Genomic DNA, 14,511 nt, shown 5'->3' on the forward strand with positions numbered 1-14,511 from the left:
CATCCCATGTAAAAAGCCCCGCCCGGTATGACACCGGACGGGGCTTTTTCGTCTTTGCGGGAGCGCGGCGTGGCTTATTCAGCCGCCTCCTCGACAGACAGAGCCACAAAGCGTGGCTCCCCTGCCCGCCGCACCAAAAGCAGAACCGACTTGCGGCCCGCCTCCTCTGCGGTGGCGATGCTGTCCTCAAACTCTGAGATTGAGGTCAGCACTTCCTGACCGGCCTCCACGATCACATCGCCCGCGCGCAGGCCCTTCTCATGGGCGTCAGACAGCGGATCAACATCCGTGACAGCGAGGCCTTGCGCCGACGCCTCCACCTCAAGCTGCTCGCGCAGCTCATCTGTGAGCGGGCTGACCGTGAGGCCAAGGATCAACTTCTCTGCGGGCTCGTCCGCTTCGTCCTGATCGCCCGGCTGGGCTACGGGTACAACGCCTTCGGCCTCTTCGCGGCGGCCAAGTGTGATACTCAAGGTCTGCGTGCCACCATCGCGGAAGACCACGACGCGGACTTCCTTGCCCACAGCCGTGTTGCCAACCGTGCGCACCAGACCGCGCGTGTCGTCCACTTCGGTACCATCAAAGCTGAGGATCACATCGCCCGCCTGCATCCCGCTGTCGGCGGCGGGGCCTTCGGGCACGTCGGTCACAAGAGCGCCTGATGCAACGTCCAGACCCATGGCCTCGGCCACATCATCAGTGACGTCCTGAATACGCACGCCGAGCCATCCACGGCGGGTCTCGCCGAACTCCTGAAGCTGATCCACCACTTGCGTGACCACGTTCGATGCCATCGAGAACCCGATGCCGATGGAGCCGCCATTGGGGCTGAGGATCGCGGTGTTCACGCCGACAACCATGCCGTCCATGTTGAAGAGCGGCCCGCCCGAGTTGCCCCGGTTGATGGCGGCGTCGGTCTGGATGTAATCGTCATAGGTGCCGCTCAGAGCGCGGTTGCGGGCCGAGACGATCCCGGCGCTGACCGAGAAGCCCTGACCGAGCGGGTTGCCCATCGCCATGACCCAATCGCCCACGCGGGCGGTGTCGCTGTCGCCGAAGCTGACGAAGGGCAGCGGCACATCGGTCTCGACTTTCAGAAGGGCGATGTCGGTCTTGGGGTCGGTGCCGATCACGGTCGCCTCAAGCTCTCCACCCTCGAAAAACTCGATGATGATCTCGTCGGCGCTTTCGATCACGTGGTTGTTGGTGACGATATAGCCATCCTCGGAAATCACGAAGCCCGAGCCAAGCGCGGAGCTGCGCCGGGGGCGATCGCCGTTGCCGCTCCGATCGCGGAATTCGCGGAAGAAATCCTCGAACGGGCTGCCTTCGGGGACCACGGGGGAAGGCCCCGTGCCTGTGGCGACCACCGTGGATGTTGTGATGTTGACCACCGAGGGGCTGATCTTTTCCGCAAGATCGGCAAAACTGTCGGGGCGGGCGTTTGCAAACGTGGCTTGTGCGACCACCAGAAGGGTGGTCAGCGCGCCCAGCACGAAGATGCGCAGCGCGCTGCGCGGCTCAGGGGCTGATGTGGCTTTGATTTGGGTTGCGAGTGTCAACTCCAAGACTCCTTTGTTGAAAAAAGGCACGGCACAGCTGAAACCCTCTGCACCGCAATATGAATGTAATGTAGGCGGGTTTTACCCATTCGCAAAGAATGCAACATCTCGTCACGCTATGGTGATCTGATCCAGGCGCGTATTATACGCCAAGAAGTATGGCAATCCAGACAAGGCAGAGCCCTGAAACGATAGACAAAAAGCCCAAGATACGGCGCGCTTCAGGCGGCATGGCACGCAACGCAAAAAGCATCTTTTCAACAAGCGAAGGGGCCAGCGCATAGACCAGCCCCTCCACAATAAGCACAAGCCCGAGGGCGAGCGCGACAATGCCAAGCATTAGTCAACCGTTGGCGAGTTGAAATAATCGAAGAAATCGCTGTCAGGCGACATCACGATGGTCGAGGTATCACCGCGCAGCGCAATCCGGTAGGCATTAAGCGAGCGGTAGAACGCGAAGAACTCCTCATTCGCGCCAAACGCTTCGTTAAAGACCGCGTTGCGGCGCGCATCCGCCTCGCCTCGGGTGATCTCCGCCTGACGGCGCGCATCCGAGACAAGCTCAACCTGTGTCCGGTCGGCTTGGGCCCGCACACGCTGAGCTGCCTCGTTACCGCGTGCGATCTCGTCCGCCGCCTCGCGCTCACGCTCGGCCCGCATACGGGCGAAGGTGGCGTCAAGGTTTTGGGGCGGCAGATCTGTGCGCTTGAGACGCACATCGACGATCTCGATCCCCAATTCGACCCCCTCAGGGATCGCACTGTTGCGGATGCGCAGCATAAGCGCCGCACGGTCCGAGCTCAGGATATCATTCGAGCTTACCGAGCCGAGAATTTCCCGTGTCCGCGAGCGCAGGATCGAATCGAGCCGGTTTTCAGCCGCCGGGATGCCCCCGGTGCCGACCGCTTGGCGGAACCGCTCCACATCGGTGATGCGGTAGCGCGCAAAGGCGTCGACCACGAGGCGGCGGTCATCCAAGGGCGTGACTTCCAAAGGCTCGATATCGCGGCTCAAGATGCGGTTGTCATAACGGACAACTTCCTGAACCAACGGCAGCTTGAAGCCGAGACCTGGCTCATCAACAACCTTGACGACCTTACCGAATTGCAAAACGAGCACGTTCTCACGTTCGTCCACAATAAAGACCGACGACAGGGCCGTGATGGCCGCAACGGCAATGACGGGCAGAATAAGAGCTGTTTTCCGCATGTTACTGGACTCCTGTGTTACGGCGCAGGTCATTGAGTGGCAGGTATGGCACGATGCCAGAGCCGCCGCCCGTTTGGTTCTCGTCGAGGATGATCTTATCCATCCCGCCCAGAACCTCTTCCATCGCCTCAAGATAGAGGCGCTGACGCGTCACTGTGGGGGCCTTGGTGTATTCCTCAAGAACGGCGGTGAAGCGGCTTGCCTCACCCTCGGCCTCGTTGACCACACGGGCGCGATACCCTTCGGCCTCTTCCAACGTCTGAGCGGCCTGACCACGAGCCTCGGCGAGGATACGCGCGGCATAGGCGTCGGCCTCTTTCTCAAGACGGTCACGCTGCTGCTCGGCGGCCTGCACTTCGCGGAAGGCGTCGATCACCTGTTGGGGTGGGTCAGCCTTGTCGAAGTTGACACGGATAACATTGACGCCGCTGTCATAGCTGTCGAGCGTGCTTTGGATCAGCTCCTCAAGGTTCGCGGCAATGATGCCCCGGTCCCGGTTGAGCACGGGCGCGAGCAGAGATTGCGCGATGATCTCACGCATAGCCGATTCTGACACAGCGCGGATCGTGGCCTGCGGATCACGCAGGTTGAAGAGGAACATGTCCGGATCGCTGATATTCCAAACCACCTGAAAGTCGATATCGACCACGTTTTCGTCCGCCGTCAGCATGAGGCCAGCCTCGCTGCCGCGTGCGCCGACGCCGATATCTTCGTTTTGCTCGCGGGTCGTGACGAGCTTTTCATACGTGATGAGCGGCCATGGCGCGAGATGCGGACCCGGTGAGGTCGTCCGGTAATACTCGCCGAGGAAAAGCTCCACGGCGCGTTCTTCGGGCTTCACGGTGTAGAAGCTCGCGAACAGCCACAGACCGATCAGTGCGACAATGCCGAGACCAACTGTGCCTTTGGTCAAGACCGGGCCGCCATCGCCGCCGCCTGCACCATTGCTGCCACTGCCACCCCCACGCCCGCCCATGAGCACGCGCAACTGGTCTTGGCCCTTTTTCATCAGCTCGTCGATTTCGGGCATTGGGGGCTTGCCCCCTCCCTCATTCGGGCGGCGTCCGCCGCGGTCGCGGCCATCGCCACCGCTTCCGCCATTCCCCGAGTTGCCGCCGCCGCCCCACGGGCCGCCAGATGGTCCTGCCATGAACGTCTTTCCCTTCTTGAAGTCCTCCGCGACAGCCTGTGCGCCGCAGTTCTGCTTAAACTGTATAGTCCGCGGCAAAAATCAAGCCGTGCGCACCGGGGTTTTCATCGTAACAATTTCTTCGGAGATCGTCGGGTGCACTGCGCAGGTCCGGTCAAAATCCTCTTTGGTTGCGCCCATTTTGACCGCCACGCCTGCCAATTGGATGATCTCACCCGCGTTTGGCGCGACAATATGACAGCCCAAAACCTTGCGGGTGGCTTGGCTGACCACGAGTTTCATCAACACCCGGCTAGAGCGGCCGGCAAAGGCGCCCTGCATCGGCTTGAAAGACGTGCAATAGACCTCGATGGGCTCTTGGTCGCGGGCGTCTTCCTCGCTCAGGCCGACCGTGCCAACCTCAGGTTGGGTGAAAATCGCGGTCGGGATCAACTCATGATCGACAGGTGTGGGGTTGCCTTTGAACACGGTCTCCACAAACGCCATGCCCTCACGGATCGCAACAGGCGTAAGGTTCACCCGGTCGGTCACATCACCAATCGCATAGACGGACGGCACGGAGGTCTGGCTGTAGTTATCAACCTCGATCTGCCCATGACGGCCCAGCGAGACGCCAGCCTCCTCCAGCCCCATGTCGGCAGTGTTGGGGTTCCGGCCCGTCGCAAAGAACACCTGCCCAAACACCTTCTCGGTGCCATTGGTGGATTTGACCCGGTAGCCGCCCTCGGCGGGACCCATATCAATGATATTGGTGCCCAGATGTAGATCAACGCCGGAGGCTTTCATTTCCTCGGCCACCAGCCCGCGTGCCTCGTCGTCAAAGCCGCGCAGGATTTGCGCGCCACGATAATACTGCGTAACTTCAACCCCCAGGCCGTTGAGAATGCAGGCAAACTCACAAGCGATATAGCCGCCGCCAATGATCAGGATCGACTTTGGCATCTCGTCGAGCAGGAAAATATCATCGCTGACCAAGGCCCCTTCCGCCCCCGGAATATCGGGCTTTACCGGACGCCCGCCCGTCGCAACCAGGATATGCTTGGCCGTGAAGCTCTCGCCGGTGCTGAGGGCGACCGTGTGCGCATCGCTCAGCCGTGCGCGGGCGTCATAGCTCACCACGCCGCTGTTTTTCAGCATGCTGCGGTAGATCTCTTCAAGCCGGTCCAGTTCAGTGTGCATCTTGCTGCGGAACCTTGGCCAGTCAAAGCCGCCCGCATGAACGGTCCAGCCATATTCCTGCGCGTCTTTCATTGCCTCGGGATAGCCGCTGGCGAAGACCATGAACTTCTTCGGCACGCAACCCCGGATCACGCAGGTCCCGCCATAGCGATCCCCCTCGGCCAGTGCCACGCGCACGCCCTCAGCGGCGGCCACGCGCGCCGCGCGCACGCCGCCCGATCCGCCCCCAATTACGAAAAGATCATAGTCAAATTCCATCTCTGCCTTCGTGCCTCGCCTTATCTTGCAATTGTTTTTTAAGGCCCGTTTCGGCGGACCTGCATCCGGTGTCCGTGTCTTAGTCCATCATGTCGGTAAAGAGGTTGTCGGAGTCCACGAAATCGAGCCGGTCCGTTTGCACCGTGCCCTCGTTAATGTCGCGCAGTTCCACCTTGCCATCGCCGTGGCCGATCACGACAATATCGCAAATATCTATGAAAAGGCCATTTTCCACCACGCCCGGCAGCTGGTTGAGCACCATGGCAAGCTGGCGTGCATTGCCGATCCGCCCCAGATGCAGGTCGAGGATATGATTGCCCTCATCCGTAACATAAGCGTGATCGCCGTTCATCCGAAGCGTCACATCCCGGCCCAGCACATCGACGGAAATCAGCATTTCCTCGATCAGCGCGCGGGTGGTTTGCCAGCCAAACGGGATCACTTCGACCGGCAGGGGGAACGCGCCGAGATGGCCCACTTCCTTGCCCGCATCGGTGATGACGATCATCTGGTCGCTGGCCGTGGCCACGATCTTTTCTTGCAAAAGCGCGCCACCGCCGCCCTTGATCAGGTTCAGCTCATGGTCAAATTCATCCGCACCATCGATCGTCAGATCAAGCCATTTGGCCTCATCAAGGCTGATCACGTCGATGCCGACTTCGCGCGCCAGCTCCGCCGTTCGGGTGGAGGTCGGCACGCCCTTGATCTTGAGCCCATCATTGCGGACCATCTCTCCCAGACAGCGGACCATCCACGCAGCGGTGCTGCCGGTCCCGAGCCCCACGCGCATACCATCCTCGACATAATCCACCGCCCGCTTGGCGGCGACAAATTTGGCCTTATCGATGGGCGACAATTCTCCGGTCATGGCAGCGACTCCTCAGCTTTCTTGCCCGAAGGTATAGGGCTATTGCCGCCGGGGTGCGAGGGCGAAATCCGCCTTAGGGCAGCGCGCTGAGCGGCAGAGCAAAGAGCAGCCCCGTACACAGGAGCGCGATGATAGCAAAGCGCTTCACGGAATGGCTGATCCGGGGTCTGATGGGGTGTTTCATAAGATACCTGCGCAACGTGGCCGAATGTCGGGTTAGACTGTCTTGGCACCACCCTCGCACCACGTTGGTTAATTTTGCGTAAAACACGGATCAAATGTCGCAAATCTCAGGCTGGTGGGCGCGGCGGCGGCATAACATAGGTCATGACATATCTATTGCATTACGCCCCCGATAACGCCTCTTTGATCATCCGCCTCGCGCTGGAGGAGATTGGCCAGCCTTACCGCACAATTCTGGTGGATCGCCGCATGCAGGCGCAGCGCAGCCCAGCCTATCTCAAGCTCAACCCCAACGGGCTGATCCCGGTGCTGGAAACGCCGGCAGGGCCTATCTTCGAGACCGGGGCGATCCTTTTGTGGCTGAGCGAGGCGCATCCCGGCACGATTGCCCCCCTGCCCGGCGCGACCGCGCGCGCGCCGTTTCTCAAATGGTTGTTTTTCCTATCGAACACCTTGCACCCCGCGCTGCGGATGCTCTTCTACACTGCCAAATATGCAGGCCCCGAGGCCGCGCATCAGGCGGCTTTGCAAGCGCAAATGCAAGCCGAGGTGCAGCGGATTCTGGCGCTTTTGGAGGGTGCGGCGGCGGGACCATTCCTGCTGGGGGCGGAGCCGTCTGCTGCGGATATGTATCTGTGCTGCATGTTGCGCTGGCTCAGCATCTATCCAAAGGGCCAGACCGCATGGTTTGATCTGGGCGCTTTCCCAAAACTGACGGCCCTTGCCGCCGCTATGGAGGCTCGCGCGGCCACCCATGCGGCGCAAAAGGCCGAAGGGCTCGGCCCCACGCCCTTCACAGCGCCGTCCTATCCAAACCCGCCAGAAGGTTCGGCCACCTGACGATTGCACACGCCGTGCGTCATCCGCGCAGGGATATGTGATTTGCCTTCATTCTTCACATGATGGAAAAAGGACACACCCACGCCGCCTGAGGAGAGCCTTACATGCCAGATCGCCCTACCTCCAAGCGTCCCAAACCATCCCGGCCGATCTCACCGCGCCCCGTGCGCCCCCTGCGCCCTGTGCCTGCGCATCTGCTTGACCAAGCCGTCCACGCCAAGCAGGACCCGATCAGCCGCCGGGAGTTTCTGGCCCAAGCCAGCAGCTTCGGGGCCTCCACAGCCGCCGCCTACGCAGCCCTCGGCCTGCCCGCCCCAGCGCAAGCGGATGAGCCTAGCGTGACGCAGGCCGATATGGCCATTGTGCGTATTCAGATGACTGTCCGCGCCCTGCGTGATCCGCGCCGGTATGACTGGTTTCAGGCTGCCAATGTTTCGCGCGGGTGGTTGGAATACCTTGTAAGCTATGAGAATGACGGCACATTTCGCGGCCAGCTTCTAGAAAGTTGGGAGATCAGCGATGACGCCACCCGCTATGTGCTGAACCTGCGCCCCGGCGTGCGTTGGAATGATGGCAACGCCTTTACCGCTGAGGATGTGATCCGCAACATTGCCCGCTGGTGCGAGCGGGATGTGCCGGGCAATTCGATGGCCGGGCGGTTTGCAGTTCTTGTGGACCCGGCCACCGGACAGCTACGCGCGGGCGCTGTGATGCAAAGCGGCCCGGATCAGGTCACGCTCCGCCTGCCCCGGCCTGATATCTCGCTGATCGCGGGCATGGCTGATTATCCGGCGGCTATTGTGCCGGAAGGGTTCGATCCGGCCACCATGCTCGACGCCCCCATCGGCACGGGGCCGTACCTGCCGGAAATCGTGGAGCCGGGTGTGCGTGCCATCTTGGTGCGTAATGAGGACCATACGTGGTGGAACGCCGGGAAGGGCGCGTGGATGCAAAGGATCGAGTTCATCGACACCGGCACCGATCCCTCCGCCGCCCTCACCGCTGCCAGGGCTGGCGAAATCGACATGACCCATTCCATCCAAGACCCTTTCATCGACGCGTTCGGCGCGCTGGACGGCTGGGATCAAAACGAGATCGACACCGCCGCCACAATCGTGATCCGGCCCAACCAACTGGCCGAGGTGGACGGAGAGCGGCCCTATAGCGACCTGCGTGTGCGCCGCGCCCTGCAACTTGCCGTGAGCAATGAGGTGGTTCTGGAGCTTGGATACGGCAATCGCGGTGCTGTGGCCGAGAACCATCATATCGCACCTTTGCATCCCGAATATGCCCCCCTGCCCGCGCCACAATATGACCCTGCCGCCGCCCGCGCCCTGATGGCGGAGGCCGGGATGGCGGAGTTTGAGCATAATCTCATCTCGCTCGACGATGGCTGGCGGCGCGACACCTGCGACGCGGTGGCGGCCTTTTTGACCGATGCGGGCATCAAGGTGCGCCGGACCATCCTGCCCGGACCGGAATATTGGGCCGGGTGGGCGCGGTTTGCTTATAGCTCCACCGATTGGGGCCACCGGCCCTTGGGCGTGCAGACCTATGCGCTGGCCTATCGCACGAATGAGGCGTGGAACGAGTTTGGCTGGTCGGATGCCGCGTTTGACGCCATGTTGGAGCAGGCTTTGGCCACGCTGGATATCGAAGTGCGGCGCAGGCTTATGGCGCAGCTACAGACCATGGTGCAGGATGCGGGCGTGACGGTGCAGCCCTATTGGCGCAGGCTCTACAACCACACCCGCAAGGGGCTTGCGGGCGGCGCACATCACATCGGCTTCGAGATCCGCCCGGCCGAGCTGCGCTGGACCTGAGCACCTGTGCAGGGCAGCTGTGCAAAAGCCCCTCTTGCAGCCCTGCGGCAATCGGCATAGCCACGCGGCCATGAGCACACCCAAGCCCCTCTCGATCGGTGAATTCGTCGTCCTTCTCGCCTTCATGATCTCCATCGTGGCGCTGGCCACGGATATCATGCTGCCCGCGCTTGATCTGATCGGCGCAGAGCTTGGCGTCTCCAATCCCAATGATGTGCAATTCATCGTCTCCGCGCTGTTCCTCGGCTTTGCCGTGGGTCAGGCCTTGGCAGGGCCGCTCTCGGACAGTTTTGGGCGCAAGCCAGTGATTTATGGTGGCTATGCGATCTTCCTTCTGGGCTGTGCCATGTCGCTGTGGGCCAGCACGTGGGAGATGATGATCGCGGGGCGGATCCTGCAAGGGGTCGGTGCGGCCAGCCCTCGGATCGTGAGCCTTGCTCTGGTGCGCGATGGCTATGCGGGCCGCGAAATGGCACGGATCATGTCGGTGGTGATGGCGGTTTTCATTCTCGTTCCGTGCATAGCGCCCGCGCTGGGCGAAGGCGTTATCGCGCTGAGCGGGTGGCGCGCGACCTTTGGTGTGCTCATCGCACTTGCGGTGATTGCGGCCATCTGGTTCGCCGCGCGCCAGCCCGAGACGCTTTTGCCCAGCCTGCGCCGCCCGTTTCGCGCGGCAACCCTTGGCGCGGGTCTGCGCGAGGTGCTGCGCTCGCGCATCGCGATGGGCTACACTTTGGCCACGGGGCTGATCTTTGGCGCGTTTCTGGCCTATCTCAGCACGGCGCAGCAGATCTTTTCGATCACCTTTGATCGCGGTTCGCTCTTCGCGCTCTATTTCGCCATTGCGGCACTGGCAGTCGGGGCCGCGTCCTTGGTCAACTCTCTCTTGGTGATGCGCTTTGGAATGCGCCGCCTGTCAGTGTTGGCTGTGCTTGGGCTGAGCGCGCTATCGCTGGCCTTCTTGGGGCCGGTCTGGGCGGCAGATGGCCTGCCAGAGTTCTGGCTCTTCATGGGTTGGCTTTTGGCGTCATTCTTCTGCATCGGCATCCTCTTCGGCAATCTCAACGCCATAGCGCTTGAGCCTTTGGGTCATATCGCAGGGCTCGGCGCGGCGATGATCGGCAGCCTGTCAAATGTCATCTCCCTGCCCATAGCCTGGCTCATCGGGCAGCAATTCTCGGGCAGTGCGACGCCTTTGGTTGTGGGTTTTGCCGCCATGGGGATCGCGGCCTTCGGCGCGATGTGCTGGGCCGAGCGCGGCATCCCGAGATACGGTTAATCCCGCGTTAGGGCGCGCGGTCTACCCTGCGCGTGCAATCTGGTGCATAACCCGGCCCGAACGCTTCCGACTCGCCCCAGCCAAGGACCTCAGACCATGCATGATATCCGTGCGATCCGCGAAAACCCCGCCGCCTTCGACGCAGCCCTCACGCGCCGCCCTGGTGTGGCCCCCGTCTCGGGTGATATCCTCGCGCTGGACAGCGCCCGGCGCGGCAAGATCGCGGCCGCCGAGGCCGCTCAGGCCGAGCAGAACAAGGCCTCCAAGGAGGTGGGCGCGGCCAAAGCCAAGGGTGACGAGGCGGAATTCGAGCGACTTCGCGCCCTTGTCGGCGCGAAAAAGGCCGAGGTGGCCGAGATGCAGGCCAAGGCCAAAGCGCTGGATGTGCAGCTTGAAGAGATGCTGCTAAGCCTGCCCAACCTGCCTTTTGAGGACACGCCCGAGGGCGCGGATGAGGCCGACAATGTCGAGATGCGCCGCTGGGGCACGCCGGCAACCTTTGATTTCGCCCCCAAGGAGCATTTTGAGCTGCCCGGCGTCATGCCGGGCATGAATTTTGAATTGGCAGCCAAGCTGAGCGGCACGCGGTTCGTGGTCCTGCAAGGCGCCGTGGCGCGCATCCACAGGGCGCTCGCGCAATTCATGATCGACACGCATGTGGACGAGAACGGGCTGGAGGAGACTTGGACGCCGGTTCTGGTGCGAGATGAGATGATGCTGGGCACCGGGCAATTGCCAAAATTCGGCGAGGACAGCTACCGCACCACAAATGGCTGGTGGCTCGTGCCCACGGCGGAGGTGACGCTGACCAACATCGCCAATGGCGAGACATGGGAGGAGGCCGCGCTGCCGCGCCGCTATGTGGCGCACACGCAATGCTTCCGCTCCGAGGCCGGAAGCGCCGGGCGCGACACCGCCGGGATGCTGCGCCAGCACCAGTTCGAGAAGGTGGAGATGGTCAGCCTGACCACCCCTGAGGCAAGCCGCGACGAGCTGGACCGCATGACCGGCTGCGCGGAAGGTATCTTGGAAAAGCTCGGCCTGCCCTATCGCACCATCGCGCTTTGCACCGGCGACATGGGCTTCGGCGCGCGGCGCACCCATGACATTGAGGTCTGGCTGCCGGGGCAGAACGCCTTCCGCGAGATAAGCTCCGTCTCCGTCTGCGGCGATTTCCAAGCCCGCCGGATGAATGCCCGCTTCAAGCCCGAGGCGGGGGGCAAGCCGCAATTCATGCACACGCTCAACGGCTCGGGGCTGGCGGTGGGGCGCTGCTTGATCGCAGTGCTGGAGAACGGGCAAAGCGCCGATGGGGGCGTGCGCCTGCCAGTGGTGCTGCACCCCTATCTGGGCGGCAAGACGATGCTGCGCGCGGACGGTATGCTCGCTTAACGATCCGGCTGCTGCGGCCCCGGCCGCGGCGCGGGCGCCCCTGTAAAGAGGCTTCCGGGGCGATACTCGGGCCGCGCCTCGATCGGACCCTCTATCAGCGCACGTTTGCGGATCATCCCAGCAACCGACCGCGCGGTAAACGCGCCGCGTGAGAACCCGAAAAGGTAAATAGGGTCACCAGGCCGACAGGCGAGGCACAAGAACTGATAGGCTTGCTTCACCTTGGTATCGAGCCCCCAGCCAAACGCCCCGCCCGCCCCAACGGTTCACGAACCGCGCAAACGGGTCTTCAAACCGCCGATCCGTGCCGCTCCCCGCGAAATCGGCCACCACCTGCCCCGCCCTAGGATCATTTACCAAGGTGCGGCTCAACGCGACAACATGGGTCGGCTCGACATTATCAGCCGCATTCCAGGTGCCATCGCAAAACACGGCAATACAGGTCATCGCGCAATCCTCCTTGCTGACCCTCCTTGGCAGTCCATCTTGACGGCGCGCCCAAAGCGCTAGAGTAAGGCTACGCCTAACGCCCCCTTCCCGTAAACGGTGGAAACCCATGCCATACCTTTTGCTCGCGATTACGCTTATCTTTGCCGCCTCGCCGTGGTTCGTCCCCGATTTTGGCGGGTTTGACGCGGGTCAGTTCCCAATTCCCCAAGACAACCCACCCGTACAGCCCGCAGGCTATGCCTTTGCGATCTGGGGCGTCATCTATCTGTGGCTGATCGTCGGAGCTGCCTTCGGCGCGCGGCGTCGCTTTAATGCGCCCGAATGGGCCGCCCTGCGCGCGCCGCTTCTGGTATCCGTGGGCATCGGTGCAGCATGGCTGCCCGTGGCGGTGATGAGCCCGGTCTGGGCCTCGGCGCTGATCTGGCTCATGTGGGCGGGGGCTGTCATGGCACTCTTGCGCACACCGGTGACGGACCGGATGTGGGCGCGCGGGCCGATCGGCCTCTACGCAGGCTGGTTGACGGCCGCGTCTTGTGTGTCAATCGGGCTCATGACCGCGGGCTACGGCGTCTTGCCACAAGTGCCAGCAGCCCTTTTGTCGATCACAATCGCGCTGATCCTCGCCCTCTTGATCCAACGGCAGCGCCCCGATGCGCCCACCTTTCCGGCGGCGGTGATCTGGGCGCTGATCGGCGTCTGCGTCGCCAATATCGGCGGCTCAGTCGCGGTGCTGGCCCTCGCGGCGACCGGTGCCGCGACGCTCATGTTCACCATGGTTCAAAACATCAAGAATGGCCACTAAGGCCCTTCTTCTTAGCAAAAACACTCGAAATCCCGCCCCTCAGTCGCGGGGCGGTCGGCCCAGATGTTTGCGCAGCCGTGAGGGCGTCGTTTTCTTCTTGGCCTTGTAGGGGTTCTTGTCCGCCTGACTGCGCATATGCAGACGGATCGGCGTGCCAGGCATATCGAAATCCACGCGCAGCCCGTTCACGAGATAGCGTGAATAGCTCTCGGGCAGTTTATCGGGGTGCGAGCACATCACGACAAATCCCGGTGGCCGCGTTTTGGCCTGCGTCATGTACCGCATCTTGATCCGCCGTCCGCCCGGTGCGGGGGGCGGGTGCGCCTCCAGCATGCCCGTGAGCCAGCGGTTGAGATGCGCCGTGGTCACGCGGCGGTTCCACACATCATAGGCTTTCTCCACCGCCGCGCGCAGCCGATCGAGCCCCTTGCCCGTCTTGGCCGAGACCGTGACCAAAGGCGCGCCGCGCAGCTGTGGCAGGAGCCGCTCGAAGCTTTCGCGCAGATCGCGCAGCTTCTCCTGTTTTTCTTGCTCCAGATCCCATTTGTTGACCGCGACGACCACCGCGCGCCCCTCGCGCTCGGCAAGGTCTGCGATACGCAGGTCTTGCTGCTCAAACGGGATATCGGCATCCAGCAGCACAATCACCACTTCTGCAAATTTTACCGCACGCAGACCATCGCCCACACTCAGCTTTTCCAGCTTTTCCTGCACGCGCGCCTTTTTGCGCATGCCCGCCGTGTCAAAGACACGCATCGGCAAACCGTCCCAGTCAATCTGGAGCGAGATCGCATCGCGGGTGATCCCCGGCTCTGGCCCGGTCAGAAGGCGATCTTCGCCCAGTATCTTGTTGATCAGCGTTGATTTTCCGGCATTGGGCCGACCCACCACAGCCACCTGAAGGGGTTTTGATTTCGTGGGCACGCGCGGCCCTTCGGGGTCATCCTCGTCGATGGCCACATCCACATCGGGGGCCTCGGTCTTGGCCCGCTCGGCGAACGCATCGGACAGCGGCATGAGATGGCTGTAGAGATCATTGAGCCCTTCGCCATGCTCTGCCGAGAGGCGAATAGGCTCACCAAGGCCCAGCGCATAGGCCTCAATCACGCCCGCATCCGCGGCACTCCCCTCGCCCTTATTGGCGGCAAGGATCACGTGTTTTGCGCGCTTACGAAGGATTTCGGCAAATATCTCATCGGTGGGCGTGACGCCCGCCCGCGCATCAATCATGAAAAGGCAGATATCAGCCATATCCACAGCCCGCTCGGTCAGCTTTCGCATCCGGCCCTGAAGGCTTTCATCCGTGGCCTCTTCCAGCCCCGCCGTGTCAATGACGGTAAAGCGCAGATCGCCCAGACGCGCCGCGCCCTCGCGCAGATCGCGTGTCACACCCGGCTGGTCATCGACCAGTGCAAGGCGTTTGCCAACAAGGCGGTTGAACAGCGTGGATTTGCCCACATTCGGGCGGCCCACGATGGCGAGGGAGAAACTCATGTCTTGGCTCCGGGCGCATTTG

At 62.3% G+C, this 14,511-nt stretch carries 14 protein-coding genes; 5 read left to right on the top strand and 9 right to left on the bottom strand.

The genetic code is table 11. The features are described 5' to 3' along the window. Positions 1–74: 74 nt before the first annotated feature. The 6 genes from KUD11_RS14165 to rpiA form a co-directional block, all read right to left on the bottom strand. On the bottom strand, positions 75–1,508 hold the full coding sequence (locus tag KUD11_RS14165; RefSeq protein ID WP_263478916.1) for a Do family serine endopeptidase: 1,434 nt from the start codon (positions 1,506–1,508) through the stop codon (positions 75–77). Positions 1,509–1,704: 196 nt separating this feature from the next. Then, complete coding sequence (locus tag KUD11_RS14170; protein ID WP_109384099.1) at positions 1,705–1,902, bottom strand: DUF2065 domain-containing protein; 198 nt, start codon at positions 1,900–1,902, stop codon at positions 1,705–1,707. Further along, entirely contained in the window at positions 1,902–2,771 is an 870-nt protein-coding gene (gene hflC, locus KUD11_RS14175) for a protease modulator HflC (RefSeq protein ID WP_109384098.1), read from the bottom strand. Before hflC ends, KUD11_RS14170 begins: the two co-directional genes overlap by 1 nt. Position 2,772: 1 nt before the next feature. After that, on the bottom strand, positions 2,773–3,921 hold the full coding sequence (hflK, locus tag KUD11_RS14180) for an FtsH protease activity modulator HflK (protein WP_109384097.1): 1,149 nt from the start codon (positions 3,919–3,921) through the stop codon (positions 2,773–2,775). An 81-nt stretch (positions 3,922–4,002) separates the two neighbouring features. Next, the gene (gor, locus tag KUD11_RS14185) at positions 4,003–5,358 is read right to left on the bottom strand and encodes a glutathione-disulfide reductase (protein ID WP_109384096.1); all 1,356 of its coding nucleotides are present in this window, start codon (positions 5,356–5,358) and stop codon (positions 4,003–4,005) included. A 79-nt stretch (positions 5,359–5,437) separates the two neighbouring features. Beyond that, positions 5,438–6,226, bottom strand: coding sequence for a ribose-5-phosphate isomerase RpiA (gene rpiA / locus KUD11_RS14190; protein ID WP_109384095.1), 789 nt, complete (start codon positions 6,224–6,226; stop codon positions 5,438–5,440). A 327-nt stretch (positions 6,227–6,553) separates the two neighbouring features. Here rpiA and KUD11_RS14195 point away from each other — a divergent pair, with 327 nt between their 5' ends. From KUD11_RS14195 to serS, 4 genes are all read left to right on the top strand, one after another. After that, positions 6,554–7,249 carry a glutathione S-transferase family protein gene (locus KUD11_RS14195; RefSeq protein ID WP_109384094.1) on the top strand — a complete coding sequence of 232 codons (696 nt, stop codon included), beginning with the start codon at positions 6,554–6,556 and terminating at the stop codon, positions 7,247–7,249. A gap of 104 nt (positions 7,250–7,353) precedes the next feature. Then, positions 7,354–9,072 (top strand): ABC transporter substrate-binding protein, encoded by a 1,719-nt coding sequence (locus tag KUD11_RS14200; protein WP_109384093.1) that lies wholly within the window; start codon positions 7,354–7,356, stop codon positions 9,070–9,072. A 70-nt stretch (positions 9,073–9,142) separates the two neighbouring features. Beyond that, complete coding sequence (locus KUD11_RS14205; protein ID WP_109384092.1) at positions 9,143–10,351, top strand: multidrug effflux MFS transporter; 1,209 nt, start codon at positions 9,143–9,145, stop codon at positions 10,349–10,351. Positions 10,352–10,447: 96 nt separating this feature from the next. Next, complete coding sequence (serS, locus tag KUD11_RS14210; protein ID WP_109384091.1) at positions 10,448–11,743, top strand: serine--tRNA ligase; 1,296 nt, start codon at positions 10,448–10,450, stop codon at positions 11,741–11,743. Here serS and KUD11_RS15335 read toward each other — a convergent pair. Continuing rightward, positions 11,740–11,964 (bottom strand): T6SS phospholipase effector Tle1-like catalytic domain-containing protein, encoded by a 225-nt coding sequence (locus KUD11_RS15335; protein ID WP_109384090.1) that lies wholly within the window; start codon positions 11,962–11,964, stop codon positions 11,740–11,742. The two genes, serS and KUD11_RS15335, sit on opposite strands and share 4 nt — an antisense overlap. Further along, entirely contained in the window at positions 11,918–12,190 is a 273-nt protein-coding gene (locus KUD11_RS15250) for a DUF2235 domain-containing protein (RefSeq protein WP_181375235.1), read from the bottom strand. Before KUD11_RS15250 ends, KUD11_RS15335 begins: the two co-directional genes overlap by 47 nt. A 109-nt stretch (positions 12,191–12,299) precedes the next feature. On the opposite strand from KUD11_RS15250, the gene KUD11_RS14220 reads away from it, so the two are divergent. Next, entirely contained in the window at positions 12,300–12,995 is a 696-nt protein-coding gene (locus tag KUD11_RS14220) for a hypothetical protein (protein WP_109384088.1), read from the top strand. Between the two features lie 39 nt (positions 12,996–13,034). Here the strand turns inward: KUD11_RS14220 and der are convergent, their stop codons facing one another. Beyond that, positions 13,035–14,489: a ribosome biogenesis GTPase Der gene (der, locus tag KUD11_RS14225; protein WP_109384087.1), complete on the bottom strand. Its 1,455-nt coding sequence runs from the start codon at positions 14,487–14,489 to the stop codon at positions 13,035–13,037. Positions 14,490–14,511 lie beyond the last annotated feature (22 nt).

Origin of the sequence: Roseovarius carneus (genome assembly GCF_020141465.1) — a bacterium.
GTDB lineage: Bacteria > Pseudomonadota > Alphaproteobacteria > Rhodobacterales > Rhodobacteraceae > Roseovarius > Roseovarius carneus.